We start from the raw sequence: 22,456 nt of genomic DNA, 5'->3' as shown, positions 1-22,456 counted from the left end.
CCGGTGCGTCCGGCCCGAGGCGGGGCCGGACGCATACCAGCATCGTGAGAATGGCCTAAAGAATCTCGGTCTTGGCGATGTGGATGCCAAAACCTTCGAGGCCGACATAATGGCGCTCGCGCGAGGCGATCAGATTGATCGAGGAAATGCCGAGATCCTTGAGGATTTGCGCGCCGAGGCCGATCTCGCGCCATTCGTTCTCGCGCCGGCGCGCCTCTTCATGGTCCTCGCGGTCGCCGGCAGCCGGCCGCTTGCGCTCCTGATGGGCGACGCCGACCGAGCCTTCGCGCAGATAGACGATGACGCCGCGTTGGCGCTCGCCCATTGCCTTCATGATGGCGTCCAGCCTGTGGCTGGTGCCGAAGACGTCGCTGACCACGTCCTCGGAATGAAGGCGCACCGGCACCTCGACGCCGTCGCGGATATCGCCGAAGACGACCGCCACGTGATGCATGGAGTCCCAGGGCAGCGTGTAGGTGAAGACCTGTGCCTTGCCGCCCGGCGTCTCGATGTCGGAACAGGCGACGCGCTCGACCAGCGTTTCCTTGCGTTGCCGGTAGCCGATAAGGTCGGCAACCGAGATCTGCTTCAACCCGTGCTTTTCGGCGAAGGCCTGCACCTGCGGGCCACGCATGACGGTGCCGTCATCGTTGACCAGCTCGGAAATGACGCCGACCGGCGGCAGGCCGGCGAGCTTGCAGAGGTCGACAGCGGCTTCGGTATGGCCCGAACGCATCAGCACGCCGCCTTCACGCGCGATCAGCGGAAAGATGTGGCCGGGGCGAACGAAATCGGAGGCGCCGACATTGCCGTTGGCGAGATTGCGCACCGTCAGCGTGCGGTCGTCGGCCGAAATGCCGGTCGTGGTGCCGTGCTTGAAGTCGACGCTGACGGTGAAGGCAGTGGTGTGGGCGGAATCATTGTCGGCCACCATCGGCGAGAGGTTGAGCCGCTTTGCTTCCTCGCGCGGCATCGGCGTGCAGACGATGCCCGACGTGTTGCGGACGATGAACGCCATCTTTTCCGGCGTGCAATGGACGGCGGCTACGATCAGGTCGCCCTCGTTCTCGCGGCCGTCATCGTCCATGACGACGACGATCTCGCCGCGCTCGAAGGCGCGCAGGGCTTCGACGATCTTCTTCTGGTCGTAAGGCATAAGTGCTCGCTTCGCTCGCGGGAACAGGGGAGTAAGGGAGTAGGGCAGTACGGGAGTAGGGAAAAGGAAAAAATGCAGTCGTGGGAGCTGCGTAACCTACTCCCCTACTCCCCTACTCCCCTACTCCCCTACTCCCCTACTCCCCTACTCCCCTACTCCCTTCCCGTTTGTCCCCGATGACGCAGATAATGATCGGCAATGGCGCAGGCAACCATCGCCTCGCCGATCGGTACTGCGCGGATGCCGACGCATGGATCGTGCCGGCCCTTGGTCATGATCTCGACGTCGTTACCGTCCTTGTCGATCGACTTTCGCGGCGTCAGGATCGACGAGGTCGGCTTGACGGCGAAACGCGCGACGATCGCCTGGCCGGTCGAGATGCCGCCGAGGATGCCGCCGGCATTGTTGGACAGGAAGACCGGCTTGCCGTCATTGCCCATGCGCATCTCATCGGCATTCTCCTCGCCGGTGACGCGGGCGGCCTCGAAACCGTTGCCGATCTCGACGCCCTTGACGGCGTTGATCGACATCAGGCCGGCGGCGATGTCCTGGTCGAGCTTGGCATAGATCGGCGCGCCAAGCCCCGCCGGAACGCCGTCGGCGACGATCTCGATGACCGCACCGACCGAGGAGCCCGCCTTGCGGATGCCGTCCAGATATTTGGTGAAGACGGCGACGGACGCCGGATCAGGCGTGAAGAACGGGTTTTCGGCGTCGCCGATGAAATTCCAGTTCCAATTGGCGCGATCGATCGATTTATCGCCCATCGACACCAGCGCGCCGCGCACCACCATGCCGGGCACGACCTTGCGGGCAAGCGCCCCGGCCGCCACCCGCGCCGCCGTCTCACGCGCCGAGGAGCGACCGCCGCCGCGGTAATCGCGCAGGCCGTATTTGACCTCGTAAGTGTAATCGGCATGGCCCGGCCGGAACTGGCGGGCGATGTCGCCATAGTCCTTGGAGCGCTGGTCGACGTTCTCGATCAGCATCGACACCGGCGTGCCGGTGGTGACCATCGTCTCACCGTCCTCATCGAGGATGAAGCCGGACAGGACCTTGACCTCGTCAGGTTCGCGACGCTGCGTTACAAAACGTGACTGGCCGGGGCGGCGCTTGTCGAGTTCGGCCTGGATCTCGTCGCGAGTGAAGCGGATGCCTGGCGGACAGCCGTCGACGACGCAGCCCAGCGCCGGCCCATGGCTTTCGCCCCAGGTGGTGACGCGGAAAAGATGGCCGAACGTGTTGTGCGACATGGAACCAGCCCTGCCGGCGTCGGAGCCGGCCTAGCGCATGACCCCGAAAATCGGAGCGATTTTCGGAAAGGATCATGCACAAAATCAAAAGTGCTACAGCGTCCCTTGCGCGTCCAGGAGGACGCGCGGCGCTGTCGCCTGCCTTCTATTGGCGTTTTCCACAGTGGTCAAACTGTGATCCCGCGGATGTAGTTTTGACACATTCGATTGGTTTCTGCTCAGTTCCGTTCCGTTGGACGGAGCCGCTGTACCGGCAATGATTAAAGAGGACGATGATGCGTATCCTGATTGGCGCTGTTGCCGCCACGCTGTTGATTTCCACCGCCGCCTTCGCCGGCCAGACCGAGGGCCTGATCAAGAAGGTCGACAAGGATGCGCTGACGCTGACGCTGGACGACGGCAAGTCCTACAAGCTGAACGCCGAAACCGACCTCGATGCGCTGAAGCCAGGCATGGACATCGTCCTCGCCTACGACGTGACGAATGGCGAGAACGTCGTCACCGACATGGAACTGCCGGACACCGGATCGACCGAGTAGGACGCGTCGATATTCAGCTGATGCCGGCCCGACCTGATCTCAACATACGCTACGTCATCGGTCTCAAAGCCACTCCAGGCGCCGGCCATCCAGTCTGAGCACGCGATCCTGCGGCACTTCCATGCTGACCGCATCTTGTTCGGACATCCCAAGTACCAAGCGGAACATTACGCGCATGATGCCACCATGGGTCACGCAGACCGTCTGGCGATCGAGCGCGTCGAACCACGGCTTCACCCGTTCGAGCAGCATCTGGTAGCTTTCGGCGCCCTCGCCGGGCGGCTGGAAATTCCATTTATCGAGGCGGCGGCGCCTGGTCGAACCGGGATTGTTCGCCTCGAGTTCGGCAAAAGTGAAACCCTGCCAGTCGCCAAAGCTCAATTCCACGAGCAGCGGCTCGGTGCGATAGGCGTGCGGATCGAGCTTCATCGCCGCGCGCAGGCGCTCCATCGTCTCGCGCGTGCGCCGCATCGGGCTGGCGACAAAATCGAAATCTTCGGGCTTGTCGATGAGTTCGGCCAGCCTGCGCCCGTTGCGGCTAGCCTGCTCGCGGCCGAGCTCGTTGAGGTCGGTATCGGCCTGCCCCTGCAGCCGGGCCTCGGCGTTCCACGCCGTCTGGCCGTGGCGCACGATATAGACGAGCGGGTACATCAGGTCTTCCGGAAGAGGGCAGGCGGTGGCGTCAGTCCTTGACCGTCGAAATATCCGGCGCGTCGACCGCCTTCATGCCGACGACATGATAGCCGGAATCGACATGATGGATCTCGCCGGTGACGCCACGCGAAAGGTCGGACAGGAAATAGACGCCGGAATCGCCGACCTCCTCCTGCGTGACCGTCTGCTTCAACGGCGAATTGTATTCGTTCCATTTCAGGATATAGCGGAAATCGCCGATGCCGGATGCGGCAAGCGTCTTGATCGGGCCGGCGGAGATCGCGTTGACGCGGATCTTCTTGGCGCCGAGGTCGACGGCGAGATAGCGCACGCTGGCTTCGAGTGCCGCCTTGGCGACACCCATGACGTTATAGTGCGGCATCACCTTTTCCGCACCGTAATAGGTCAGCGTGAGCAGCGAGCCGCCGTCGGTCATCAGCGCCTCGGCACGTTTGGCGATGGTGGTGAAGGAATAGACCGAAATATCCATGGTGCGCAGGAAATTGTCGCGCGTCGTCTCGACATAGCGGCCGGTCAGTTCGTCCTTGTCGGAAAAGGCGATGGCGTGGACGAGGAAATCGAGCTTGCCACCCCAGTGCTTGCTGACATTTTCGAACACCGCATCGAGGCTGGCCGGGTCGGTCACATCACAATGGCCGGCGACATGCGCGCCCAGTTCCGCCGCGAGCGGCTCGACGCGTTTCTTGAACGCCTCGCCCTGATAGGTCAGCGCGATCTCGGCGCCATGGTCGACACAGGCCTTGGCGATGCCGTAAGCGATCGAGCGATTGTTGGCGATGCCAAGGATAAGACCGCGCTTGCCGGCCATAAGGCCCCGTCCACCCGCCATGTCAGCGCTCTCCGCAAGGTTCTCTACTTTGTGGAGTGCCTATCGCACAGCCACAGTGCCCCTTCAAGCGTTCAAAGCGGACAGTTCGGGGGACAAAGCCGCTGGTCTACAGAGCCGCGCGTCCTTTGGGCGGCGCAAAGGACGCTGTAGTGCCTTTACCTTGCGGTCGTGGGCCGGTGGGCAAATCCGACACTTGCTGTCCGTGTGGCACGGCGGAAGATGACCCTTTGGCGGAAGTTTCGTTGGCCAGCGCCCGAAGTCACGCTCATGACCCCAAGCCGACTTCCATACTTTGGGCCGTGGACGACCGCTTTGCGGTGCATAATGGTCGTCTAGCAAACGATGCCGCATCCTAAAAACGGACAGGCCGAGCAAACAGGCCGAGGCGGCACGTTTGCGCCAGAAGCGGTCGCGCGATGTATGCCTCGCACCAGCGCGGACAATTGGCCCGGCTACCGGCGCAAGACTTTTCAATCGCTTTTCCCTTGGCGAGTTCGTCTACGAGTTTGTCGAAATAGCGGATTTCGCGCATCGTGCTTTCCTCGATATCCTGCACACGCAGGCCACAGATCACGCCGGTGATCATCTGCGGCGCCTGCGCGAAGAAATCCTCGAAGTTGGTTTTCTTGGCCAATTCCTTCTCCAGCGTCTCCTGGCTGTGGCAGGTTAGCCAGCGGATGATCTCATCGACCTCAGCCTTCCTGCGCCCCTTCTTCTCCTCTTCTCCGCCTTGGGCACATTAATGTGGATAGACGCTCCCCGCGCTCACCGAATAGATGCGATGGTTGTTGTTCATGCGTCCTCAACTCCAGGCGGTCCACCAGCTTCAGTTCGAGAGGCCGCCGGGTAGCGTCTTCCCACGTTGTAGCTTGCTAGGGTCGCATATACCTAGGATTCGAGTGGGGCATAAGTCGCTGCTCAGATTGCGGGCAAGTCATTGTGCCTGCTAAAATGGGCATCGGCCTAAAAAAGAGCACAAGCCAGGTCGGGCCAGGGTCGTGCCGGCTAGAGGTTTTGGGCTGGGCGGCGCGACCTGTTGAAGTATGGGAACTCATATTTTTCAGGATCGAGGATCACCAGTTGGCGATCCGCCGCGGCGCGGCTTCGTGTAGCCTACATCGGCATTGCGCCCCACTTGCCAGATGTTTCACAGGTTATCGAAATATTGAGAAGCGAAATTAGTGGGTAGAAGTTTTGCAACTTAGAACAGCTATACTTGGGCAGAACAGTGAGCTATTTTGGCTCGGTTTGCTGGACGTCGAAGATCCAGACCCTGTTAACTATCGCAAGTTTCGTCCGAGGTTGGGAGGCTGCTTTGCGCAACCTTTCGCCCGGCGCGCGGAGGGAAAACCATGCGAATCCTCGCTATTTTTGGAGCGATTGCCGTCCTGCTTGCCTGCGGCGCTACGCGGGCTCAGCAACCGACAGATTTCCTGGACTTACAAGGCGAGAAGGTTCCGCTGACGCTTAGTCTCGACAGGCTGGGCATCCTCGTCAAGGACGGGACGACAGCGGATCAAATCAAGGATTTCGCGGGTCGCCGCGGGTACAAGATCGCGCAAGCGCTGCCGGGCGGCGTGTATCTCCTCGACATTGGCCGCGAGGCCGACCGATCCGAACTGGCCCAGCTTCCCCTTGGCATAAAACGTGAAAACGATCCGGTGGTCGCGCAATCGGGATTTGTGGTGACGGGGCCAGGGCTCGACTATCCGCTAATCGTCACGGACGAGATCATCATCCAGTTTAAACCCGGAGTATCGGTCGAGCGGATCAACACGTTGGTCGCCCAGCAGGCGGCCTCGATTGCGAAGGCCAGCGACTATTACCCGAACCAGTTCATCGTGCGGGTGGAGGAGGCCTCGAAGGGCGATGCCTTGCAGCTTAGTTCGCGCTTCCAGTCGATGGCTGATCTCGTCGACTTTGCGCATCCGAACTTCATCATGATTCTCGAGCCCCAACAAATGATCCCGAACGATCCCCTGTTCGGCGATCAGTGGCATCACCAAAACACGGGGCAAGAGAGCGGTACGCACGATGCTGACATCGACGCCCCGCAGGCATGGGCCATCGAGCGCGGCTCGGCCGCGACGACAATCGCCATCATAGATCTCGGGTTCGACGTGATGCATCCCGATCTGCAGCCCAATCTCGTCAATGGCTGGGATTTTGTTGACAACGACAACGACCCTTCTGACCTGACCCAGCAGGGCAGGCACGGGACTTCGGCCGCCGGGGTAGCGGCAGCAAGGGGTAACAACTCGATCGGTGTCAGTGGCAGCTGCCCGGAATGCAGTCTGATGCTTATCCGCATCCCGCCTAGTACTGCGGCGATTGGCGACGCGATCGGCTATGCGGCAAGTAGCGGGGCCGCCATCATATCGAACAGCTGGGCAGCTACCCCCATTCCGGCAATCGTCAATGCGCTGAACAGCGCCGCAACAACGGGCCGTGGTGGACTTGGCAGCGTTGTTCTAATTGCCATGCGCAACAGCACAGGCAACGACTGCGGCCCCACGCGCCTTCCGTCCCTGGGTAGCCTCATTGCCATCGGCCGTTCGACCAACCTCGATCTCGTCGATGATAGTCCCTCGTTCGGCGATTGCATGGATCTCATGGCCCCGACCGCGTGGACGACGACCATTTCTTCCGGCAAAGGCACCTTGTGGATCACGACGACCGATATGCTGGGGCCTGCTGGGTACAACAGCATGCTCCCCGACCCCGATTGCGCGGAAGATCCTTCCGCGCTCGACTACACGCACTGCTTCATCGGCAGCTCGTCATCGACACCGTTGACGGCCGGAGTAGCTGGACTGGTCCTAACAGCGAGTCCTGCACTCACTCGTCTACAAGTTCAGCGGTTGCTACAGGACACGGCGGACAAGATTGACGACGCGGCTGGCGCCTATGCTCCCGGCAACGGCTACAGCGCTCCCGTGTCCGGCGATCCGACACACGCCTGGGGGCGCGTCAACGCATTCGAAGCCGTGCGCGTGGTCGCTGCTGCACCAAACGGTCGTGCCGGGGTGGACATCTTCCTGCGCGACAACCGGCTCGATTGGGGCAACACCGAGCAACCAAGCAACACGCTCTTCGGTGCAGGAAGCGGCACCATCGGTCATTGGGAGAGCATGGATATCAAGGTCGACGCTCCTCCGTATCAGCCGGCGCCGGCTGCGGCGACGTTCGAGGTGTTCTCCGATGAGACCCCGAGTGCGGTCAACGGCGACATTAACAGGGTCTATGTTCGCGTGCGCAATCGCGGCCCGCAGACAGCGACGACTACGACGGTCAAGCTGCACTGGGCGCAGTTCGGCACGGCGCTCCCGCCACTGCCAAACGACTTCTGGTCGCTGTTTCCTGTAGACTCGGCGGATACCTCGCAATGGCATCCTCTCAATTGCGCCGCCACAAATGCTTCGACCTGTGTGGTATCGAACCTTAGTTATTCGGGTGCCTCGGTCGCCATGACGAGTGGCGACGCCGCCCGGATCGCGCAGTTCGACTTTCCGGCGCCCCCTGTTCACCAGGCGCTCTCAAATCATTTCTGCCTACTGGCGATGGTGGATTCGCCGCAGGATCCGATCTCACAGGCTTCGAAGGCGAGCTTCTTCGTTGATGGGATAACGCCGAGCGACAACAACGTGACGCATCGTAACTATGCGAACCTGCGCACGATCCACTCTCTCGTCGAGCGGTTTCTCGTGAGGAATCCTTTCGACAGGCCAATACAGACTGAACTTCGCTTGACGGCACCTGCCGGTTGGAAGGTCTCCAGTGAGCCGTATCCTGTCGGAAAGCCGTTCCAGATGAAGCCGCTGGAGGAGGTCCGTGCTGCGTTGACTATCGACAAGCCAACAGCCGGCGATGGCATTGTGACTTTGTCCCAGGAGGAGCTGACAGGCGAGAAGGCTATTCTCATTGGCGGCTTTAGCCTGCGGTTCCAGGCGGAGAAGTGAATTTTGTCCATGCGCCCATAATGCGAAGATCGAATCTACCACAGGTTGACTCTGTCGGCGACTTTCAACCATGTACTTTTCTGTGTGGCGTTATGCTTGGTTAGGTCTAGACTGGGTCGTCGGCAACTTATTGAGCTGAGGGGATCACCATGAACGACCGCAAGGGATTCTTCGTCCGCCGGTCGCGGGCGGTGGTGAGTTTTGCCGTTGGGATCATTCTGACATGTGCCGGCTCAGCGTGGGCTGCGGACTGCACCATAAAGCAACCGGAGCCCGGATTGGACGCGCCGGCGGAGAGTCAATGGGGCGGCGCGACCGTAGCTGCCGATGATCGGCAAAAGATTGACGACCTGTTCAGCCGCTACGCATGGGCCCTCGACCAGCGCGATGCCGACAGGTTCGAGAATTTGTTCACGGGCGCCGGAAGCTATGAGGTTTGCACCGGCGAGGGCAACATTCAGATATACATCGCACCCAAAGCGGTAATCAAAATGACACTCCAGCAGCAGTTCGACGAGACGAAGGACGTATTCCAGCCTCGACATGTTGTTATCAACACTCTTCTGCGCAGCAGGAAAGATCACGGCAAGACATTCTTGGATTCAAAGAGTACCATGGCGGTCACCGTCCAACGAGCGGAGGGAGATCGCGTGTTGCCCGAACCGGACTACACCGCGGACGTGCGGGCCACGCTCGACAAGGACAAGGATACGGGCGTCTGGAGGTTTGCAACGGTCACGGTTTACGCGGACACGCCGGAGTTCGAGCCCATGGGGCGGTGAGTTGGTGCGTGCGCGGATCGCTTGTCGCTCGCCTGGTTCTCGTTACAACGGTCGTGATTGTCAGTCCGGCGAGCAGTTTTGACGGTTCGGGCGGGTCTGAGTCGCTCTCGGGCGCTGGCCTTGCCGCCATCATGTTGCGGTGGAACGGTGACATATTCTGGCCGCCGGCTTCCGAAAACAACGAGCCTGTAACACGGTTCGGCGATGAGGCTCGCGCGGTTTTCGGCCCAATTCCTGACGCGGATTGCGGCAACGCGAGTGCGAGGGTTCTTCCGCTCGAGGTCGACGGCAACATGGTTGACCTCGTGCCCAATCCCGCCAAGCCCGGTCATCCGCTCGAATTCCAGCACAGGGACTTTGCGGGCAATGTGGTAAAATGGACGGGCCGCATCGAGAAATGCGACAAGCCTTCGCTGGCCGGGACTGTTGCATACTGTGGCTTAAACTCGCGTCTACACCGCGTTGTCCGCGGGAATGTGGAATGGCTGTTCTTGTGTCGGAAGTCGAACAGCAGCCTCGAGGTAGCGAGCGATCCCTACTGGCGGCGCTCCGATCCGCGCTTCGCGCTCCTAGGAACGATCGGCTTTAACAAAAGCACCGGCGAAATCGTGTTCTTCGACGGGAGAAAGGATCGGGCAGAGTTTGACTGGTCAAAACCTTTCGTTCCACCTGGCGGCCGGTCCTACACCGACGCCGCTGCGCGCGCCGAGGCCGCAGCCCTGTATGATACGACGTTCCAGATTCGATGCCATGCGTGCCACGATAACAAGAGCCCCTACGTAGTCGATCCTCACGCAGGGCAGTCCAGGGTAGGCTATCTCCTGGGTGAGAGCGACGACCGGGCACTCGCCTTTAGCCTTGGCGACTATTTGCCCGAAAGGCCCCGCCTCGAAGGCACATCCTTCCGCATAATCGGATCCGGATACACTGACAGATACCAGGGCGACATCGCGCGCGCCATGACGGTGCGAGACCCGACTGGGAATTGCACGAACTGCCATACGCTAACAACCCAGATGACTGGCCGGCGTCTAGCGGCAGATGCCGTTGGGCGCGAGCCGTTCATATCCAACCCGCGCTGGGGGCAAGTCTTGGTGCTGAGGGACGAGAAGCTCACGCTCAGGCGGATTGACAGGCACAGGACGGATTGGGCGCGCCGCACCGGTGGCGGCAAAATCCACCCATGGATGATACCCGGCAGCGGAAACGATTTGTCCGCAACGACCCCGGAAATAGGTGGCTCAGATTGGCGCAGGTTGAGCACCTGCCTATGGGGAGCGGGCGGTGCTGAGTGCGGCTACAAGCCCCTCTACACGCCTTGTCCAGCCCCTGAGTCTCAAGAGGATGGGTCCCTGCTCTCTGGCGCGACGGTCGAGGTTCTTCCGCAGCAAACCGAGGGAAACGGCGGTCGTGTTCTCCGACTCCGCTGGAAGTATCTCAACAACTATGGCGGCGTTCCCGAACGCGACGACATCCGATTCAACATTGCGGTCCGCCAGCGGGCGCTCACAACGGCTGCGGTGCCTTCGTTGGTTAACGACTATCCGAGCCTCGATGAGACCCAGGACACAGAAGCGACCGCTTTCGACACCCCCATCGGCATCTCTGGTTCGGTCATGCTCATCCGCAACGCGTCATATTCGGGTCATATACGGTGGACTGAACCCGCCCCATCCACCTCGCCCAGGTTCTTCGAGCTACTTTTGCCCGCCGCCTGCAATCAGCGGCACCTCATCCGTATCGTCCCGAAGCGGTTCTGTTTCGATAGAAGCAACATAGCCTATAGCTCAAAACACCACCTCCTCTACGCGGACATCCGTTGCCGTCGAGGGTAGTGTCGTGGTTGGACCACCCCTCACCTGCAAGCGGCGGTCGGTTGACAGACGATCTAAGCAGTTACATCGTTTCCAGGTTTATTGTTCGACTGTCAGAGCGACTCGATAGGGCCCAAGCATACGCTTCACGTTGGAGTTCATCCGATGGACGATGTAGCGAGGTGGCTCCGCAGCTTGGGGCTTCAGCAATTTGCTGAGACCTTTGACGCGAACAAGATCGACTTCGATAGTCTGTGCCTTCTGTCGGATCAGGACTTGCAGCAGATGCAGGTCCCGTTGGGACCACGTAGGAAATTGTTGGCCGCCATTAGGGCGTTGACAGAGCCCGACAGGCCCATCGTGCAGTCCCAAGGGCATACCGAGCGGCGACACGTTACAGCCCTGTTTTGTGATCTTGTCGCATCAACTGAGTATTCGGTCCGGCTGGATCCCGAAGATTTTCTCGACTTGACGAACAGGTACATCGAACGCTGCGGCAGCGTCGTTCGGGATCATAGCGGCACCGTGGTGAGCGTCACCGGCGATGCCTTTCTAGCATTGTTCGGATATCCGACAGCAGACGAAGACGATGCTGACCGCGCCCTTAGGGCGGCCTTGGACGTTGTTAGGATAGCACCGAATATCGAGGTACCCGACGGGCTGCCGGTGCGGGTGCGTATTGGAATTGCAACTGGGCTCGTAGTCGCCGGCGGAGTGGACAGCGGCCGAATTTCTGCTTCCGGCCCCATTCCCAATCTCGCTCAGAGGTTGCAGACAGCAGCTGCGCCGCAAACGATCCTCATCGACCAACGCACATACGATGCGACCGCAGGGGCGTTTGAGTTTACCGACGTAGGGCTACATACTCTGAAAGGCTTCGCCGAACCGGTCCAAGCCTGGCGCGTGGAACAGTCTCGCTTTCTCGAGAGTCGGTTTGCCAAGAGGACGAGGCTGTTCAAGCTAGTCGGTCGCCTTCCGCAGTTGCACAGCATCGTCGAGCTTTGGGACGGCGTGGTTCAAGGGCAGGGTCGAATTGTTGTCCTGTCCGGAGAGCCGGGCATCGGAAAATCACGGCTGGCATTCGAGGTTCGACAGCAGATTCCACAATGCATGCATTTGGCCATTCAGTGCTCCGCGAATTTTAGCAACAGCGCCTTGTTCCCTTTTCTCACTCTGCTCAAACGCAATTCCGGCATTCGCGCCGAAGATCCCTCTCGCATCAAGTTAGACAAGCTCGAAGCAATTCTTGCGCCGAGCGAAGCGCCTAAGGCCATATCGCTATCCATCTTTGCCAGACTCCTTGCGATCGACCAAACGGAGTATCCACCCACCGAGTTGAGTTCTTTACGCCAACAGGAAATTTGCAGACGTGTCCTGTTGGACTGGCTGCATCATCTGTGCGCGATCAATCCCGTCCTCATCTTGTTCGAGGATGTGCAGTGGATCGACCCATCGTCTCGCGACGTCCTGGATGCCTTCATCGAGGAGGCGCCGGCACATCGGATGCTCATGCTGATCACCAGCCGCACCAGCGTATCGATACCCGAGGCCAGCACCGAACATGTGCTCGAAATCCCGCTTGCGCGCCTGTCTCGTCGCGAGGCCGAAAAGCTGGCGGATAACGCGGCTGCCGGGGCAGATCTGTCCGGCGAGCTTCGCGAGCACGTTCTGAACAGGGGTGAAGGCGTGCCCTTGTTTATCGAGGAACTCACCCGTGCTGCGATTGAGACTGGGCTGCCGGCTGAACATTGGGAGCAAGAGGCCCGGAAGCCCGTCGCCGGCGTTCCCAGGCTGCTGCGATCGTCTCTCGTGTCCCGTCTGGACAAGTTGGGATCGGCCAAGGCGATCGCCCAGATCGCCTCCGTCATCGGCCGCGAATTCGACCTGAAGCTCTTGTCCCACCTTTGTGGTCTTTCCTCGTCGGCGCTCGAAGCAGCGATGGAGAGCTTAGCTAATTCCGGGCTGGTGGCGCCGCAGCTTTCGCACGACCGATTGCGCTACGCGTTCACTCACTCCTTGCTGCAGGAGGCGGCCCGCAGCACGCTGTTGCGAGAGCGTCGGCAGGAGCTGCACGGACTGGTTGCGCACGCCATCGAAACTCTCGAGCCGAAGACTGCTGCGGAACATCCCGAACTACTAGCCCAGCACTTTGCCGAGGCAGGCATGTTCGGACGCGCGGCCGACTGCTGGCTCGCCGCCGGCCTGAACGTCGCCAAGACCTGGGCGAAGGTCGAAGCAGCGAACATGTTTGCCATGGGACTGGCCTGTCTTGAACGACTACCGCCATCCCGGGAACGCAGTGAAAAGGCTGAGCGGCTTGAGCTGGAGCGTGGGGATGTCCTGTATGCCACGTTCGGATACGTAACGCCTGAGGGAAGTGCAGCGTACCGGAATGCAATGCGTCTTGGCCAGGAACTCGGCGATGCGGAGGCCCTGATCCGGGCGCTCGACGGGCTGTTCGGCACCGCTTTCAACTCCGCGCGCTTTCTCGATGCCGAATGGGCGAGTGATAGGTTGATCGACATAGGCCGGAAGAGCGGAAGCGTAAAGGCGCTCGTTCTGGGGCTACAGTTCAAGGGTATGAGCCTGTTTTGCGGCGGCTCATTCCGGCGTGCTCGCAACTACCTCGAACGGTCGCTGGAATACGAGGCAAAGGCCGACCTAGTGGGCAGCGATTTCCCAAGCATGGCGATGCTCTATCTGTCGTGGACGTTTCACATGCTCGGCTACCCTCAGCGTGCGCGCGATCTATGCGGCAGGGCCGAGCTCATCACTCGCCAGCAATCCGCCTATCGCCGAGCCGCTTGTCTCGGCAATGGGTGTGTCTTGCTCGCGCTCCAGGGCGACCTACACAAGCTTGGGGAATTCACTGCCGAACTGCTGCCTCTGGCACAAGCCAACGGTCTGAATCTCTGGCTGAATATGGCGTCCTTTTTCTTTGGTTGGGTGATGGTCAATTCGAGCCGTGACCTGTCCGGCTTGGGGCGGATGCAGAAGGTGTGCGATGACCTTGGAGAGCAAGAGATCGACAAGTCGTGCTACCTTGCGCTGCTTTCCGAATCATACCTTCAGGCAAATCAGCTCGAAATGGCGGCGGCGACCGTGGAGCAAGGGCTGGAGCACGTGAGGACGACAGGTGAAAGATACCTCGCGGCCGAACTGATCCGGCTTCGCGGGGACGTCGAGTTGCGCCTCAAGAACGACCCAGAGCATGCAGAGGCGCTCTTTCGCGAGGCCATAGCGTTATCCCGCAAGCAGGGTGCGCAAACCTGGGAAATTAAGGCTATCCGAAGTCTGAAGGCCTTGTTGGCTTCACTAGGACGCCAGCGGGAAATCGAGGATGAGTTGGCCCCGATACTTGCAAGGTTCGAGCGGAGCTCGAGGGCTCGGAGGTCTTCGTATCCCGGGCTGTCATGACAACCTGCAAACGGCCGCCGTGACGAACTGGACGCTATGGTTCTGCCGGATCGCCTCGCGCCGGAGAGCCATCGCCAGATGTGTCTTGCCCGTACCCGGAGGTCCAAGCAACAGGACCGTGCCGCCATGAGCAATCCAGCGGCAGGTCGCCAGCTCCCGGATTTGGCGCTGATCCAGCGACGGCTGCGCGTCGAAGTCGAAGCCGTCGAGTTCGCGCACAAACGGGAACTGCGCGATGTTGCCTGCCGTGGAGATGCGCTGCTCGTCGCGCCTCCAGTTCGGCGACAACGCTCCTGGCCCAATCAAGACGTTCGGTGTATAGCAGAGGCGTCCGCAAGCCCGCTTTTCACACACGGCACAAGCGCCGGCCTTTTCGACCGTCAGCCCTTTCTCCGGCGCATCAGCGCCTCGAGATCGGCGTCGCCGCCTTCCGGCAGCATCAGCCGCACGTGTGCGTAGAGGTCGCCGTGACCGCCGGCCTTTTCCGGCAGGCCCCTGCCCTTCAGCCGCAGAACCTTGTCCGAGCTCGACCAAGGGGGGACGTTGACCGCAATCCTGCCGGTCGGGGTTTCGACCGCCACCTTGGCACCATGCACCGCATCGGCCAGTTCCACCGGCAGGTCGACATGCAGGTCGCGGCCCTCGACGCGGTAGCGCGGGTGCCGGCGGAAACGGATTTTAACCAGCGCATCGCCCGGCTGCCCCGGTCCTTGCTCACCCTGGCCTTTCAACCGGATGGTCTGACCGTCCTCGACATAGGCCGGCAACTTGACCGCCATCTTGCGGCCGTCGGGGAACATCGCCGTCACCTTCTCGGCGGTGGCGGCTTCCTCGATGGTGACGTCCAGCGTCACGTTGAGGTCGGCTGCGGTCGGGGCCTGACGGCGGCCGCCCGTGCCGGCGCCGCGCTGCTGGGTGAAGGCATCGCCGAAGATCTGGCTGAAGATGTCGCTGTTGCCGTCGAACGGGTCACCGCCGGGACGGCCCGTGCGGAATTCGAAATGCGCGCCGCCCGGCCCTTGCTGCCGGCGGAAACCGGCGAAAGGATCGGCGCCGCCAGCCGCGCCTTCGAAACCCTGGAAACGCTGTTTGCCATCGGCGTCGATCTCGCCGCGATCGAATGCCGCTCGGTTCTTCTCGTCGCCGACGATCTCGTAAGCCTGGTTGGCGGCGGCAAAACGGTCCTTCGCCTTGGGATCATCCGGATTCTGGTCCGGATGATACTTCTTGGCGAGCTTCCGGTATGCGGATTTTATGTCCTTGGCCGATGCGTTCTTGGCAACGCCCAGCACCTCATAGGGGTCGCGCATGCTTACTGCCCTGGAGAAGGAGTGAGTCCATAATCGCCTCCTATATGCGCTTGCATAGGAAGAAATTCCAGTGGCTTACCGCTATATAGCCGGCGGAAAATCAGAGCGCCTTGAAGTCCTGCATTCGCCAGGCGCTGCCGCCGGCCAGGCATACTTCGCCTTTGAACAGCGCGACGCCGTCGAAGCTCTCGCGCGACGCGGTGAAGCGACGACATGTCTCGCCGTTAGCCCTGAATTCCGCCAGCTCGGTGATGGAGCCGCGCGAGCCGGTGTCAGCATTCGCCCAGCGAACGGCCTGCCCAGCCAGTTGCTCCACGTCGGCGGAGGACACGGCATTGCGGATCGTGGCCTGATCGGAGGCGCGGTCCTGATCGAGCGGCGTGACTGAGGCCGGCGTGCTCGAGGTCAGTATCGAGCGGTCGACCTCCGCCTGCTCCAGGCTGAAGCCGCCGCCGCCACACGCGGCAAGCGGCAGGATGATTATCACTATCATGGCTTTGGCGCTGGCCGAAGCAATAACGCTCCATTGCCCACTGTCAAAAGCTTGCGCGATACGCGACAATCGGCAATCTCCCCAGCCGGCGACAAATTTGGGAAAACTATGAGCGAAACCGGGTTAACAAGCGGTGACTTTACCGAGGCGGCGGAGCCGTTCCGGCTCTTTGCGGCGTGGCTCGACGACGCGACGAAGAGCGAGATCAACGACCCCAACAGCGTGGCGCTGGCGACCGTTGATGCCGAAGGCATGCCGAATGTGCGAATGGTGCTGCTCAAGGGGTTCGATGAGGGCGGCTTTGTCTTCTACACGAACTTCGAGAGCGCCAAGGGCCGCGAGATCCTTGGCAGCATGAAAGCAGCGATGTGCTTCCACTGGAAATCGCTGCGCCGGCAGGTGCGAGCGCGGGGCCCGGTGGAGATCGTCACCGACGCCGAAGCTGACGCCTATTACGCGACGCGTCCGCGCGGCAGCCGCATCGGCGCCTGGGCCTCCAAACAGTCGCGGCCGCTGGAGAGCCGCTTCGCGCTGGAAAAAGCGGTCGCCGAATACACGGCGCGCCATGCGATCGGCGACATCCCGCGGCCAAAACACTGGTCGGGCTTCCGCATCGTGCCGCAGACCATCGAGTTCTGGCACGACCGTCCGTTCCGGCTGCACGACCGTGTCGTGTTTTCGCGCAACGCCGAGGGCGGTTGGGACAAAATGAGGCTTTATCCGTAGGGCACGACGGTGGAGCGCCGATCTCCCCCTTGTGGGCCCTTGTGGGGCAGATCGGCAGCTTCCGCACCGGCGCCCATTTTTTCAGCCCTTCTTCCTGGTCATGAAGGCGGCCAAGGCCGGGCCGCTTCTGGCGGATTTCCAATTCCCACGATCACGATCTCGTGTGCGTGAAACGTTCCAACTTGCCGGAACGAACCAGGAAAGGGCTCAACGCGCCGCTGGCGCAAATTCAGGAGGAAACAATGCATTCACTCAGGTTGGTCACGATGGCCGGTCTTGCCTGCCTTTTCGCTTCGCAAGCCTTTGCGGAGGACGCGATGGGGACAATGACGGTGATGAAGGGTGGGGAGGTCATGGCGATCATGCCCGATGGGCATATGGGCACCATGATGCCCGACGCGAAGATGAGCGCCGAAATGATGAAAATGGCGAAACCGATCAAGCATTGCATGATGTTGATGACCGACGCCAAAGGCAAGACGTTCATGATCGACACGTCTTCGGCAAAGGCCCAGGCCGAATGTAAAAAAATGGCGATGTGACAAAGAGATCATGGCAAGAAAACCCGCCGGTTGCTGCCGGCGGGTCCACGATGCGAGACAAGGCCAGAAGGTCTAGGCCTTGTTCCTGGTCATGAAGGCCGTCAAGGCTGCGCGGGCCTCGTCGGATTTGAGCCGCTCGCGGAAATGCTGGCTTTCCTGGCCGATGCGCTCGACAAGGGCGTCGCGCGAGCCGCGCATCAGGTCGCGCGCGATCTTCAGCGCTTGCGGCGGTTTGGCAGCGATCTGGCCCGCCACCGCCAATACCGATGCTTCGAGTGCCTCTTCCTCGACCACCTCATAGATCAGCCCGGCGGCCTTCGCGCGCTCGGCCGAAAAGCCCTCGCCGAGGCCAAGCAGCGCGAAGGCGCCTTGGCGGCCGAGGATCTGCGGCGCGAGCAGGCTCGATCCTGCCTCCGGCACAAGGCCGAGATCGACGAAGGGCGTTCGGAATAGTGTGCGCCGCGTGGCGAACGTCAGGTCGCAATGCAGGTTGAGCGTGGTGCCGATACCGACGGCAATGCCGTCGACGCCGGAAACCATCGGCTTTTCCACCTTGGCCAGCGCCATCAGGAAATCCCAGACCTCGGAACCGCCTTCGCCGCCCGAGGCGACGACCATGAAATCGGCAAGGTCGTTGCCGGACGAGAAGGCACCGGGGACGCCGAGAAAGACATGGACGCGGATCGCCGGATCCGCGTCGCCGCCGGCAAGAGCCGCCGACATCGTCGCGTACATGGCGCGGGTCAGGGCGTTCTTCTTGTCCGGACGATTGATGCGGATGAACTGGATGGCGCCCTGGCGCTCGACGAGGATGTGGTCTGTCACGGATTCGTCCTTTGTGAATTTCGGGCCTTTGTGAATATCGGCGCGTGCGAACGTCAGGCTGAAATCAGCGCCTTGCCGGCAACGGCAAGGCTGTCGGCGCCGCCGACGACGCGCTCCTTCAGCGCGCCCACTTCGCCAAGCAGGTTCTCGGCGAAGAACCGGCAAAGCGCGATACGGTTTTGGTCGGCAAGCCCGCCGCGCGCCAGATAGGCCCCGCCCGCGGCAAGCGAGATCAGCGTGAGATAGGGTGTGGCGCCGGCCAGCGCCTCGTCCGAACGGCCTTCGGCCTGCAGGTCTTGCAGGAAACGGGTTGCCTGGGAGAGCTCGTCGAGCGCCTGGTCGAGGCGATCGGCGGTGCGGCCGAAGCCTTCAAGGTTCGACGCTCGCACCGCATCGGCGACGGCCTTGAGTTCGGCGATGTAGCCATGCACATGCCGGCCGCCGCCGAGCGGCAGCTTGCGTGTCACCAGATCGATCGCCTGGATGCCATTGGTGCCTTCGTAAATGGGCGCGATGCGCGCGTCGCGATAAAGTGCTGCGGCCCCTGTCTCCTCGATGAACCCCATGCCGCCATGCACCTGCAGCCCAAGCGAGGCGACCTCGACGCCGACGTCGGTCGAAAAGGCCTTGGCCAGCGGCGTCAACAGATTGGCGCGCTCCTGCCAGTGCTTTGCATCTTCGCTCTGCGACGCAAGATCGATGGCGTGGGCGCAGGAATAGCAGATGGCACGGGCAATCTGGGTCAGCGCCTTCATGGTCAGAAGAGTGCGCTGGATGTCGGGGTGATGCACGATCGGCGCCATGCCGGCACCGCCATAGCTTGCCGCCTTGCCTTGGCGGCGATCATTTGCATAGGAGAGCGCCTTCTGCGTCGCCGCCTCGGCGACCGCGACGCCCTGAATGCCGACGGCAAGGCGCGCATTGTTCATCATGGTGAACATGCAGGCGAGGCCCTTGTTCTCCCCGCCGACCAGCCAGCCGATCGCGCCGGGCGCGGTGCCTTCGAAGCCATCGCCATAAATCATCGTGCAGGTCGGCGAAGCGTGGATGCCCAGTTTTTGCTCCAGCCCAGAGCAGAAGACGTCGTTGCGTGCGCCCAGCGCGCCATCGTCGCCGACCAGGAATTTCGGCACCAGGAACAACGACAGGCCGCGCGTGCCGGCCGGCGCGTCCGGCAGCCGCGCCAGCATCAGATGGATGATGTTGTCGGTGAAATCGTGCTCGCCATAGGTGATGAATATCTTTTGCCCGAAGATGCGGTAGGTGCCGTCGCCGGCCGGCTCGGCGCGGGTTCGCATGGCACTCAGGTCCGAGCCTGCCTGCGGCTCGGTCAGGTTCATGGTGCCCATCCATTCGCCGGAGACCAGCTTTTCCAGGTATTTGGCCTTGAGCGCCTGCGAGCCGTGCTTGTCGAGTGCTTCGACCGCGCCCATGGTCAGCGTCGGGGCGATGCCGAACGCCATCGAGGCGGAGTTCCACATTTCGAGCGCGGCGACGCCGAGCATGGCCGGCAGCGCCTGGCCGCCATACGCTTCAGGCGCGGACAGCGCATTCCAGCCGCCGCCGATCCAGCGGCGATAAAGTTCCTTCCAGCCGGGCGGGGTGGTGACGGCAGCGCCGTCGAGCACCGCGCCTTGCTGGTCGCCGATCTTGTAGAGCGGCGCCACCTCCTCACTGGCGAAGCGGCCGGCCTCGGCCAGAATGGCGTCGACGAGGTCCTCGCCGAGTTCGCCAAAGATGCCGGTATCGAGCGCCGGCTTCAAGCCGGCGACATGCTTCAGGGTGAAGGCGATCTCCTCGACCGGTGCCCGATACATGGCGCTCGCTCCTCCTCTGTCCGGCTCTCCTCAGTCCGGCAGGTCAACTCAAGATCCGTGCCGACGCTCCCCGTCCACCTCGTTTTACGTAAACGTCAAACTTTGTCACGCGGATTTTGCAGTTGCTGGCTCGTCTGCAAAATTATTTAGAGCCGGACGACGCACTTGATTTGTACGGCTATTTCCCGTACAAGGCAGTATCAGGGGTGACGATAATGCCAAACCAACAGACCCGCACCGCCCGTCTCGAAGCCCGTATTTCGCCGGATATGCTGGACGTGGTGAAACGTGCCGCCGAAATCCAGGGCCGCAGCGTCAGCGACTTCGTGGTCGCCGCCGCTCAAGAGGCGGCCCAGCGTACTATCGAGAACACCACCATCATGCGTATCTCCATCGAAGATCAGCGCGCCATGATGGAGGCGATTCTCAATCCGCCCGAGCCTAATGAGGCACTGCGCAAAGCTGCCGACGCCCACAAACGGCTGGTCGTCGAAACCCGGTGACTTTCGCCGTCATTATCGAACCGCTCGGCGGATCGCATGATCGCAAGGCGTTCAGCTGCGGGGTACCGGCGCTCGACCGCTACATTCGGGAGCAAGCCAGCCAGGATGTCAAACGCCGAGTCGGCAATTGCTTCGTTGCCGTGGATCGCGATGGCGGCGCGATCGCCGGATATTACACTTTGGCGGCGTCGAGCATACCAATCGCGTCCTTGCCTGACGAACAGACAAAACATCTGCCACGCTACCCGGTTCTGCCCGCGATATTGGTCGGCAGGCTGGCCGTCGATGCCCGATACCAGCGGCGGCGGGTCGGGTCGGCGCTGATCGTGGATGCGCTACGACGTAGCGTTAGCGCTGCCCCAGCAGCCTTCGCGTTGATTGTCGATGCCAAGGATGACCAGGCGGTCGCGTATTATCGCAGGCATGGCTTCACCTCGTTTCAGAGCCGCCCGCTATCACTGTTCCTGCCCATAGCAACAGCGTTGAAGCTATTTGGCTGACAATCGCAACCATCGCTTTGCTCTTGAGGAGCACCAAGGATCGCTTCGCCAGCGCTCCAACTCGCCCACTCGGCACCCGAAGCATTTCCTTAACCATGGCGGTTCAGGATTTGGCTTTGGCCAGCAAGGATCTGCTGTTTGAAAACGCCGGCGCGCCCCCTTGTCCGCTCAGCGCTTCTCGTTGTCGCGGCCGCGATGACCCTGGCACTGACGCCGGCAAAGGCCTCGGATTTCTCCGAACCTTGGAAGGATGCCGACCGGGCGCTGGTCGTCGACGCCTACGAATACAATTCCATCGACTGGACCCGGCTAGCCGCCGACAAGCGTCTTGTCGGCTTCATCAACAAGGCATCCGACGGAATGCCGCCACCCTATTTCTGTTTCGGCGACGAGACCGAGACGCGGCTGTGCAAGACGCTCTGGAAACGCCATGCGATGGCACAGGAACTGTTCCAGACGCGCAAGGTGGTGGCCAAGGCGCTGGGCCTGAAATGGGGTGCCTATCATCTCGCCCGCCCCGGCAACCCCGTGGGACAGGCCAATAATTTCATCAATTTCGTGAAACCCGGCCCGGATGACCTGCTTGCCCTCGACATCGAGGACGATGATCCCACCCAATGGATGTCGCTCGATGATGCCGAGGAATTCGTGCGCCATGTGCATCGTCGGGTTGGCCGCTTTCCAGTGCTCTACACCAACGGCACGACAGCCCGGCATATCGCCGACAACAAGTATAAATACCCGCTCCTGTCCCGGCTGCCGCTGTGGTATGCGCGCTACAAGCCAGACATCGGCGTGCATTTTCCGATGGGCAACTGGCAGGGTTATGCGCTCTGGCAGTTTTCGGCGGGAGCAAATTGCGGCCGGTTCCGCTGCCCTTACAGGGTCGTGGGCACACCCAACGATATCGACGTCAGCGTCGCGCCGATGAACGCCACGGAATTGCGCGCGCAGTGGCCGTTCGGCGGCCTGATCGACGTGCAGCCGGATTATCTCGCCTCGATACCGGTGCCGCTCTCACGCGAGGCGGGGCTCGCCGGCGGCACCATCACTTACGCAAGCGTGACGCCAGCAAGCTTCGAGGAGATGGTCGCGGTATTCAGGGCGCGCCTGGCCAGGTTCAGCAGCGGCTTTCAAATGGCTGCGGTGAAGGCGGCGCCGGCCCTGCCGCGCGGGATTGCCGAATATGTCGCCTGGACGCGAAACGAAAAGCGTGCGGCATCGGTGCCAGGATTTGTCTCCACCGCCGATGCGGTCAGCAGCGTCTCGACCGAATTCGACCACGGCTTGCGCTGAGGCCGAAGGCCGCCCGAGCA

The 22,456-nt window shown here is 61.6% G+C and carries 18 protein-coding genes and 2 pseudogenes; 10 read left to right on the top strand and 10 right to left on the bottom strand.

Translation table 11 applies throughout. The features are described from left to right. Positions 1 to 55 precede the first annotated feature (55 nt). Positions 56 to 1,156, bottom strand: coding sequence for a 3,4-dihydroxy-2-butanone-4-phosphate synthase (gene ribB, locus NKI08_RS09865; RefSeq protein WP_352449900.1), 1,101 nt, complete (start codon positions 1,154 to 1,156; stop codon positions 56 to 58). A 152-nt stretch (positions 1,157 to 1,308) separates the two neighbouring features. After that, positions 1,309 to 2,409: a chorismate synthase gene (gene aroC, locus NKI08_RS09860; protein ID WP_352768688.1), complete on the bottom strand. Its 1,101-nt coding sequence runs from the start codon at positions 2,407 to 2,409 to the stop codon at positions 1,309 to 1,311. Between the two features lie 275 nt (positions 2,410 to 2,684). Here aroC and NKI08_RS09855 point away from each other — a divergent pair, with 275 nt between their 5' ends. Next, positions 2,685 to 2,948 (top strand): DUF1344 domain-containing protein, encoded by a 264-nt coding sequence (locus NKI08_RS09855; protein WP_023716902.1) that lies wholly within the window; start codon positions 2,685 to 2,687, stop codon positions 2,946 to 2,948. A 63-nt stretch (positions 2,949 to 3,011) separates the two neighbouring features. Here NKI08_RS09855 and NKI08_RS09850 read toward each other — a convergent pair whose 3' ends face one another. From NKI08_RS09850 to NKI08_RS09840, 3 genes and pseudogenes are all read right to left on the bottom strand, one after another. Beyond that, complete coding sequence (locus tag NKI08_RS09850) at positions 3,012 to 3,599, bottom strand: histidine phosphatase family protein (RefSeq protein ID WP_352456876.1); 588 nt, start codon at positions 3,597 to 3,599, stop codon at positions 3,012 to 3,014. Positions 3,600 to 3,630: 31 nt separating this feature from the next. Further along, positions 3,631 to 4,452 carry an enoyl-ACP reductase FabI gene (gene fabI, locus NKI08_RS09845; protein WP_352449903.1) on the bottom strand — a complete coding sequence of 274 codons (822 nt, stop codon included), beginning with the start codon at positions 4,450 to 4,452 and terminating at the stop codon, positions 3,631 to 3,633. Positions 4,453 to 4,918: 466 nt separating this feature from the next. Continuing rightward, positions 4,919 to 5,248, bottom strand: a pseudogene (locus tag NKI08_RS09840) (DUF2200 family protein); the annotation flags it as partial. Positions 5,249 to 5,804: 556 nt separating this feature from the next. On the opposite strand from NKI08_RS09840, the gene NKI08_RS09835 reads away from it, so the two are divergent. The 4 genes from NKI08_RS09835 (at position 5,805) to NKI08_RS09820 (ending at position 14,424) form a co-directional block, all read left to right on the top strand. Next, positions 5,805 to 8,411 (top strand): S8 family serine peptidase, encoded by a 2,607-nt coding sequence (locus NKI08_RS09835; protein WP_352768684.1) that lies wholly within the window; start codon positions 5,805 to 5,807, stop codon positions 8,409 to 8,411. 149 nt (positions 8,412 to 8,560) lie between these two features. Then, positions 8,561 to 9,193, top strand: coding sequence for a nuclear transport factor 2 family protein (locus NKI08_RS09830; RefSeq protein ID WP_352768682.1), 633 nt, complete (start codon positions 8,561 to 8,563; stop codon positions 9,191 to 9,193). Between the two features lie 8 nt (positions 9,194 to 9,201). Further along, a complete protein-coding gene (locus tag NKI08_RS09825) occupies positions 9,202 to 11,028 on the top strand; it encodes a hypothetical protein (protein WP_352768678.1) in 1,827 nt (608 codons plus the stop codon). Between the two features lie 144 nt (positions 11,029 to 11,172). Beyond that, positions 11,173 to 14,424 carry an adenylate/guanylate cyclase domain-containing protein gene (locus NKI08_RS09820; RefSeq protein WP_352768675.1) on the top strand — a complete coding sequence of 1,084 codons (3,252 nt, stop codon included), beginning with the start codon at positions 11,173 to 11,175 and terminating at the stop codon, positions 14,422 to 14,424. A gap of 12 nt (positions 14,425 to 14,436) precedes the next feature. Here NKI08_RS09820 and NKI08_RS09815 read toward each other — a convergent pair. The 3 genes and pseudogenes from NKI08_RS09815 to NKI08_RS09805 all read right to left on the bottom strand — a co-directional run. Further along, a pseudogene (locus tag NKI08_RS09815) lies at positions 14,437 to 14,697 on the bottom strand (ATP-binding protein); the annotation flags it as partial. A gap of 107 nt (positions 14,698 to 14,804) precedes the next feature. Continuing rightward, complete coding sequence (locus NKI08_RS09810; protein ID WP_352768669.1) at positions 14,805 to 15,734, bottom strand: DnaJ C-terminal domain-containing protein; 930 nt, start codon at positions 15,732 to 15,734, stop codon at positions 14,805 to 14,807. A gap of 100 nt (positions 15,735 to 15,834) precedes the next feature. Continuing rightward, positions 15,835 to 16,296, bottom strand: coding sequence for an RT0821/Lpp0805 family surface protein (locus NKI08_RS09805; RefSeq protein WP_352768666.1), 462 nt, complete (start codon positions 16,294 to 16,296; stop codon positions 15,835 to 15,837). Positions 16,297 to 16,335: 39 nt separating this feature from the next. On the opposite strand from NKI08_RS09805, the gene pdxH reads away from it, so the two are divergent. Further along, a complete protein-coding gene (pdxH, locus tag NKI08_RS09800; RefSeq protein ID WP_352501971.1) occupies positions 16,336 to 16,953 on the top strand; it encodes a pyridoxamine 5'-phosphate oxidase in 618 nt (205 codons plus the stop codon). A 266-nt stretch (positions 16,954 to 17,219) separates the two neighbouring features. Continuing rightward, the gene (locus NKI08_RS09795) at positions 17,220 to 17,495 is read left to right on the top strand and encodes a hypothetical protein (RefSeq protein WP_023674100.1); all 276 of its coding nucleotides are present in this window, start codon (positions 17,220 to 17,222) and stop codon (positions 17,493 to 17,495) included. Positions 17,496 to 17,567: 72 nt separating this feature from the next. Here the strand turns inward: NKI08_RS09795 and NKI08_RS09790 are convergent, their stop codons facing one another. Together NKI08_RS09790 and NKI08_RS09785 are read right to left on the bottom strand one after the other, a co-directional pair. Continuing rightward, positions 17,568 to 18,320, bottom strand: a complete 753-nt coding sequence (locus NKI08_RS09790; protein WP_352768662.1) for a crotonase/enoyl-CoA hydratase family protein — start codon at positions 18,318 to 18,320, stop codon at positions 17,568 to 17,570. A gap of 53 nt (positions 18,321 to 18,373) precedes the next feature. After that, entirely contained in the window at positions 18,374 to 20,137 is a 1,764-nt protein-coding gene (locus tag NKI08_RS09785; protein ID WP_352768659.1) for an acyl-CoA dehydrogenase family protein, read from the bottom strand. A 122-nt stretch (positions 20,138 to 20,259) separates the two neighbouring features. Between NKI08_RS09785 and NKI08_RS09780 the strand changes: the two genes are divergently transcribed. The 3 genes from NKI08_RS09780 to NKI08_RS09770 all read left to right on the top strand — a co-directional run bounded on the left by NKI08_RS09780 (position 20,260) and on the right by NKI08_RS09770 (position 22,436). After that, complete coding sequence (locus tag NKI08_RS09780) at positions 20,260 to 20,640, top strand: type II toxin-antitoxin system TacA family antitoxin (RefSeq protein WP_352501975.1); 381 nt, start codon at positions 20,260 to 20,262, stop codon at positions 20,638 to 20,640. Beyond that, positions 20,637 to 21,140: a GNAT family N-acetyltransferase gene (locus tag NKI08_RS09775; RefSeq protein WP_352501976.1), complete on the top strand. Its 504-nt coding sequence runs from the start codon at positions 20,637 to 20,639 to the stop codon at positions 21,138 to 21,140. Before NKI08_RS09780 ends, NKI08_RS09775 begins: the two co-directional genes overlap by 4 nt. 138 nt (positions 21,141 to 21,278) lie before the next feature. Further along, a complete protein-coding gene (locus tag NKI08_RS09770) occupies positions 21,279 to 22,436 on the top strand; it encodes a glycoside hydrolase family 25 protein (RefSeq protein ID WP_502899580.1) in 1,158 nt (385 codons plus the stop codon). The last annotated feature ends 20 nt before the right edge of the window (positions 22,437 to 22,456 follow it).

This window comes from Mesorhizobium sp. M0768 (assembly GCF_040320195.1).
Lineage (GTDB): Bacteria > Pseudomonadota > Alphaproteobacteria > Rhizobiales > Rhizobiaceae > Mesorhizobium.
The sequence above is the reverse complement of the archived record's forward strand: the minus strand, read 5'-3'. Positions and strand labels throughout refer to the sequence as shown.

Coding starts and splice junctions, on each gene's coding strand:
- NKI08_RS09830 (WP_352768682.1), top strand. CDS start 8,561: ATGAACGACCGCAAGGGATTCTTCGTCCGCCGGTCGCGGGCGGTGGTG.
- NKI08_RS09795 (WP_023674100.1), top strand. CDS start 17,220: ATGGCCGGTCTTGCCTGCCTTTTCGCTTCGCAAGCCTTTGCGGAGGAC.
- NKI08_RS09835 (WP_352768684.1), top strand. CDS start 5,805: ATGCGAATCCTCGCTATTTTTGGAGCGATTGCCGTCCTGCTTGCCTGC.
- NKI08_RS09850 (WP_352456876.1), bottom strand. CDS start 3,599: ATGTACCCGCTCGTCTATATCGTGCGCCACGGCCAGACGGCGTGGAAC.
- NKI08_RS09785 (WP_352768659.1), bottom strand. CDS start 20,137: ATGTATCGGGCACCGGTCGAGGAGATCGCCTTCACCCTGAAGCATGTC.
- NKI08_RS09855 (WP_023716902.1), top strand. CDS start 2,685: ATGCGTATCCTGATTGGCGCTGTTGCCGCCACGCTGTTGATTTCCACC.
- pdxH (WP_352501971.1), top strand. CDS start 16,336: ATGAGCGAAACCGGGTTAACAAGCGGTGACTTTACCGAGGCGGCGGAG.
- NKI08_RS09810 (WP_352768669.1), bottom strand. CDS start 15,734: ATGCGCGACCCCTATGAGGTGCTGGGCGTTGCCAAGAACGCATCGGCC.
- fabI (WP_352449903.1), bottom strand. CDS start 4,452: ATGGCGGGTGGACGGGGCCTTATGGCCGGCAAGCGCGGTCTTATCCTT.
- ribB (WP_352449900.1), bottom strand. CDS start 1,156: ATGCCTTACGACCAGAAGAAGATCGTCGAAGCCCTGCGCGCCTTCGAG.
- aroC (WP_352768688.1), bottom strand. CDS start 2,409: ATGTCGCACAACACGTTCGGCCATCTTTTCCGCGTCACCACCTGGGGC.
- NKI08_RS09820 (WP_352768675.1), top strand. CDS start 11,173: ATGGACGATGTAGCGAGGTGGCTCCGCAGCTTGGGGCTTCAGCAATTT.